This is a genomic window from Catenulispora pinisilvae, from assembly GCF_015356865.1.
GTDB lineage: Bacteria > Actinomycetota > Actinomycetes > Streptomycetales > Catenulisporaceae > Catenulispora > Catenulispora pinisilvae.
In genome coordinates, this window is sequence record NZ_JAAFZA010000412.1 from 1 (window position 1) to 5105 (window position 5105).

The 5105-nt window shown below is 71.7% G+C and carries 5 protein-coding genes and 1 pseudogene; 2 read left to right on the forward strand and 4 right to left on the reverse strand.

The window, feature by feature from the left end; translation table 11 throughout:
* Positions 1-1069 (reverse strand): sensor histidine kinase (locus tag IZR01_RS53920; RefSeq protein ID WP_194927758.1); only part of this gene is annotated, 1069 nt, incomplete at its 3' end.
* Between the two features lie 109 nt (positions 1070-1178).
* Here IZR01_RS53920 and IZR01_RS48010 point away from each other — a divergent pair.
* A complete protein-coding gene (locus IZR01_RS48010; RefSeq protein WP_194899652.1) occupies positions 1179-1523 on the forward strand; it encodes a DUF952 domain-containing protein in 345 nt (114 codons plus the stop codon).
* Positions 1524-1553: 30 nt separating this feature from the next.
* Here IZR01_RS48010 and IZR01_RS51835 read toward each other — a convergent pair whose 3' ends face one another.
* A complete protein-coding gene (locus tag IZR01_RS51835) occupies positions 1554-1976 on the reverse strand; it encodes an alpha/beta fold hydrolase (protein ID WP_228561393.1) in 423 nt (140 codons plus the stop codon).
* Positions 1977-2035: 59 nt separating this feature from the next.
* Positions 2036-2524 (reverse strand): annotated as a pseudogene (locus IZR01_RS51840) (alpha/beta fold hydrolase); the annotation flags it as partial.
* Positions 2525-2728: 204 nt separating this feature from the next.
* Between IZR01_RS51840 and IZR01_RS48020 the strand changes: the two are divergent.
* Positions 2729-3799 (forward strand): mannose-1-phosphate guanylyltransferase, encoded by a 1071-nt coding sequence (locus tag IZR01_RS48020; RefSeq protein WP_194899655.1) that lies wholly within the window; start codon positions 2729-2731, stop codon positions 3797-3799.
* 48 nt (positions 3800-3847) lie between these two features.
* Here IZR01_RS48020 and IZR01_RS48025 read toward each other — a convergent pair whose 3' ends face one another.
* Positions 3848-4648: an FHA domain-containing protein gene (locus IZR01_RS48025; RefSeq protein WP_194899650.1), complete on the reverse strand. Its 801-nt coding sequence runs from the start codon at positions 4646-4648 to the stop codon at positions 3848-3850.
* Between the last annotated feature and the right edge of the window lie 457 nt (positions 4649-5105).

Sequence of the window (5105 nt, forward strand, 5' to 3'; positions counted from 1 at the left end):
GCCGCAACGGATCGGCGAGCAGGCCCCGGCCGTCGTCCACGACCTCGATCACCACCTCCCGCGGGCCGAAGCCGATCGCGACCCGGCACTGCGGCACCCCGGCGTGCCGCACCACGTTCGTCACCGACTCCTGCACGATCCGGTACGCCGACAGATCCACCTCCGCCGGCAGCGCCCGGCGCTCGCCGTCGAACCGCAGCCGCACCGCGACCCCGGCCTTCGCGGCGTTGTCGGCCAGCGCCGGGAGGTCGTCCAGGCCGGGCATCGGCGCGTTGTCGTCCCCGTCGCCGTCCGCCCTGCGCAGCGCCACCAGCATGTGCCGCAGCCCGGTCAGGGTCTGGCGGCTGGTGGTCTCGATGACGTCCAGCGCCTCGGCGGCCAGCACCGGCTGGGTCTGGATGCAGCGCTTGGCCGCCCCGGCCTGGATCGCCACGATGCCGATGCTGTGCGCGACCATGTCGTGCAGCTCCCGGGCGATCCGCAGCCGCTCGGCGGTGATCGCGCCGACCGCGATCTGCTCCCGTAGGGCCCTGCGGTTCTCGCGCCGCTCCCGCACCAGCGCGCCGCCGATGAACGCCAGGGCCAGGACCAGTACCGTCCGGCTGAGCTGGCCGTAGGGGCCCGGGACGTCCGGCGTGCTGGCCATTTCCAGCAGCGACCAAGTCGTGAACGTGCCGAGCGCGGCCGTCGCCGCGATCCAGCGCGGCCGACCGGCCGCGATCACGCCGACCAGCACGGCGGCGCCCATCAGGGACATCTGCGTGCCCTCGCCCAGCGCCGTCAGGAACGCCGCCCCGGTCAACACCCCGACCAGCGCCGTCACCGGCCGCCGCCGGCCCACCAGGACCGGGACGACCGACAACAGCGCCAGCTCGAACCGCGCGCCGGCGTGCAGGTCCACCATGGCCGAGCTGACCAGCATCTGGTGGCTGCCCTCCGGCATGCTGTCGAACACCAGCCAGGCGAACACCAGCGTGCCGGCCCACGTGACCGCGTCGAACAGACCGGCCGGCGGGGACTGCGCGGTCAGCATGCGGAGCTGGTTCGAGCGGTGCGGAGAAGCGTTCACGCTGATCAGGCTAGCGATCACCGGCCGTCGGACGCATCGGTCTGCGGGCCTAGTTCGGGCGATCGGTCCGGGGGCGGAGAAACGGGAAGCCACGCAGTGACAATGGAGCATGACGATCTACCACATCGCCCTCCGGTCTGACTGGACCGACGCCGTCGCGGCCGGGGAGTACCACGTCTCCACCCGTGGTCGGACCGTGGAACAGGTGGGCTTCATCCACGCCTCCACGGCGGCCCAGGTCGACGGCGTCGCGAACGCCTTCTACGCCGACGCCGAGGACCCGCTGGTGCTGGTCATCGACCCCGACAAGCTGACCGCCCCGCTGCGCTACGACCCCGTACCCGGGGCCGACGCGCCGTTCCCGCACATCTATGGGCCGCTGAACCTCGACGCGGTCACCGGCACCACCGAGCTACGCCGCGACGCCGACGGCCGGTACGTATTCGAAGCTTGAGACCAGCAGCCTGAGGTCAGCAGCCTGAGGTCAGCACCCTGCGGCCGTGGCCACCCCGGCGCGCGCCACCAAAGCCCGCACCGACGCCGCGACCTGCGTCGGATGCGACTCCAGCGACAGGTGGTGGGCGCCGGGAATCCGGGTCGGGGCCGGCGCCCCGATGGCGGCGGCGACGCTCTCCGGGGCGTCGGCGGCGAACATCGAGTCCTCGGCGCCGAACGTCACCGCTTTGGGCAGGCACAACTGCCGCAGCCCGGCCAGCCGTGAGGCGGGCAGACCCGGTCCGCCGACACTGTCCAGCATGTCCCAGAGCCCTTGTTCGGCCCCGGCGACCTGGTAGGGCCGGCGGAACCGCTCGACCCCGGCGGTGTCCAGCCGCGGACAACTCGGCCCGCACTCCGAGGCGTAGATGGTGCGGATCGCCCAGTCCGAGCGCAGCACCAGCCGCAGCACCGAGGTGCGCAGCGGGCCCAGGACCCAGGTGACGCCGGGGCTGGGATCGGCAGGCCGTCGCCGTCCAGGAACATCAGGCCGCTGTAGCTCTTCGGCGATTCCAGCACCGCTTCGGCGGCCACGGCCGCGCCGCTGGAGTGCGCGACCAGGACCGGGCGGTCGAGGTGCAGGGCGGCGACCAGCCCGGTGAGTTGGGCGGCCATGTGCTGCGGGGTGTAGGGCGAGAGGCGTTGGCTGTAGCCGGAACCGATCAGATCCAGGGCGTATACGCGGTGGTCCGGCGCCAACGCGGCGGCCACGGACTGCCAGGTGTCGGAGTCCTCGAAGGCGCCGTGGACCAGCACGACCGGCGAACCGCTGGTGCCCCAGGCCTCATACCGGGTGCGGATACCGTCGGCGTCGACATAGGTCAGTCCCGGCGGCGGGTCGACGGCGCCCGACGTATAGGCGTTGTAAGGCACCGAAAGCATCGTCAGTGTCACGAACACGACGGCGACGGCCTTGGCCGCGCGCCGCAAAATCCTGCGATACCGAGGACGGCGCGTCATGAGGGGTGCGGCGACCGGTGGATCGGGGAATGGTTCGGGGGAGGGACAGGCGGCCGGTTCCGCGGCCGGCTCTGCTGGGCCGGACGCGTCGCCTCCCGACTCGATCACTGACCGCTCCTTCCGTCGGGGCAAATCTACCGGCCGGCCGCCACGCACTGTCGTCAGCTCAGCCAACCCTGGAGAAGGTGTCACCGCGTGTACTCGATGATCCTGGCCGGCGGCAGCGGAACCCGGCTGTGGCCGCTTTCCCGGGCCGCGAACCCGAAGTTCCTGCACCGGCTCGGCGGTACCGACCAGACGCTGTTGCAGGCCACGGCCGCCCGGGTGGCCGCGCTGTCGGATCCGGACCAGGTCTACGTCGTGACCGGGGTGGCGCACGCCGCGGCCGTGGCCCGGCAACTGCCGCAGGTCCCTGAGGACAACGTCCTGGTGGAGCCGGCGCCGCGGGACTCGCTGGCGGCGATAGCGCTGGCCGCCGCGGTGATCGCGCGCCGGGACCCGGAGGCGGTGGTGGCCGTGTACTCGGCGGACCACCTGATAGGCCGGCAGGAGCGGTTCGAGGAGCTGATCCGGCTGGCCGCGGACGCCGCCGGGACCGGGGCGCTGGTGACCGTCGGGATCCAGCCGATCCGGCCGGAGACCGGCTTCGGCTACCTGCATCTCGCGGAGCGGACCGCGCCGGGGGTGCACCGGATCGCCGAGTTCCGGGAGAAGCCGTCGGCCGAGGTGGCCGCCGACTACCTCGCTTCCGGCGAGTACTTGTGGAACGCCGGCATGTTCGTCTTCCAGGCCCGCGCCTTTCTGGCCGAGTTGGAGCGGCAGCGTCCAGCGCTGCGGGCGGGCATCGCGGCCATCGCCGAGTCCTGGGACGACCCGGACCACGAGACGGTCTTCGGCGCGATCTGGGACGGCCTGGAGAAGATCTCGGTGGACTACGGCGTCATGGAAGGCGCCGCGGCGGCCGGGAAGGTGGTCACCGTCCCGGCCGACTTCCCGTGGAGCGACATCGGCGACTTCCACTCCCTCGGCGAGTCGCTGGACGGCGACGCCGACGGCAACGTGGTCCTCAGCGACGCCGCGGTCCCGACGCTGCGCGGCGTGGAGGACTCGGTCGTGGTCTCCACGACCGGCCGGGTCGTCGCGGTGGTCGGGCTGCGCGATGTCGTGGTCGTGGACACCGAGGACGCGCTGCTGGTCTGCCCGCGCGACCGGGCGCACGAGGTGAAGCAGGTCGTGGACGGGCTGAAGGCGAGCGGGCTCGCCGCGCACATATAGGACTGGGACTATAGGACTGCGACTATAGGACTGCGACCCGGGCTCAGCTCAGGGGCTCTCGCCGAGCACGTACAAGTCCTCCGGGACCAGCGTCGCGTTGCGCAGCAGGGCCCGGATCAGGTTGTCGTTCAGCGTGTTGCCCAGCGGCTCCACCATGCCCGGCTCCTTGACGATGCCGCGGATCGCGCCGGAGCCCATCGACAGCCGGGCCCGCAGTTCGGAGATGCGGCGCTCGCAGGCCTTGGCCGTCCAGGGATGCAGCGGGTTGGGCTGGGACTCGTTCAGGTCGTCGGCGGCCTGCTTCCAGGTCACCGGCGCCGGATAGGGCTCGCGGCGCAGGTAGCGCTGGCCCAGCGCGATCAGCATCATCCGCTCCACCGGCGACAGGTCGGTGACGTCGGAGGTCAGGGTGCGGGACTGGCCGACGTCCCGGTGCCGCTGGCCGGCGTTGCCGACGATGTGCACCTCCAGCAGGTGCGTGCGCCGGTTCGGGGTCTCGATGGTCAGCGGCGTGTAGCCGGGGCCGACCGAGACCTCGTGGTGCCGCAGCACCGGCTCGGCGCCGGGCATCAGGATCGGGCGCCGGCCCTCGTTGCGCAGCCACCACTCGTCGCCGTCGCAGGTGAAGATCCCGGCCAGCCGGCTGACGAACTCGTCGTCGCCGCCGATCACCACGTGCACGTCCGCCTCCGCCCGGCCGAAGTGCAGCGTGAACTTGCGCGGCGGGACCGCGAAGCCGCTGGGTCCGGCCTTGACGAAGATCGTCCCGGCCGGCGCCGGCGGGACCCCGCCGGCCAGGCTCGGCAGGTTGTGCGGCAGGACTTGGGGGATGAAGTCCCGTATTTGCATGGCTTGCTCGTTCTCTCGGTCGGGCGGCTTCGAACAGGCGCTTTCGAACAGGCAGTCTCGAACAGGCGGTCGCGTTCGGCAAGGCACACACGTGACGCCTGATACGGCAGCGTACGACCAACTGGCGGGGAGGGGTCCCGGCGGGTGCGTGGTCCGATAGTTCGCATGGTGAACACGGACTTCTTGCAGAGCGAAGACATCGACGACGAAGCCCCCTACCGGACCTTCGGGTTGGGCTACGGGTACCGGCCGACAACCCGGCCAAGCATCCGCCGAGAGCACCGATGACGCGGAGCTGAAGCAGGACCAGAACCAAGACCAGACCTAGGACCAGGACCAGAGCCAGTACTCGCAGAACCAGCAGGAGTGCGAGTACCTAAGACATCCGCAGCACCGACGGTCACGGGGCCGCACGGCGTGGCGGAGGGGGTGACCGACCCGCGGCGGGGGCCTGCGG

Coding starts and splice junctions, on each gene's coding strand:
- IZR01_RS48010 (WP_194899652.1), top strand. CDS start 1,179: ATGACGATCTACCACATCGCCCTCCGGTCTGACTGGACCGACGCCGTC.
- IZR01_RS48020 (WP_194899655.1), top strand. CDS start 2,729: ATGATCCTGGCCGGCGGCAGCGGAACCCGGCTGTGGCCGCTTTCCCGG.
- IZR01_RS48025 (WP_194899650.1), bottom strand. CDS start 4,648: ATGCAAATACGGGACTTCATCCCCCAAGTCCTGCCGCACAACCTGCCG.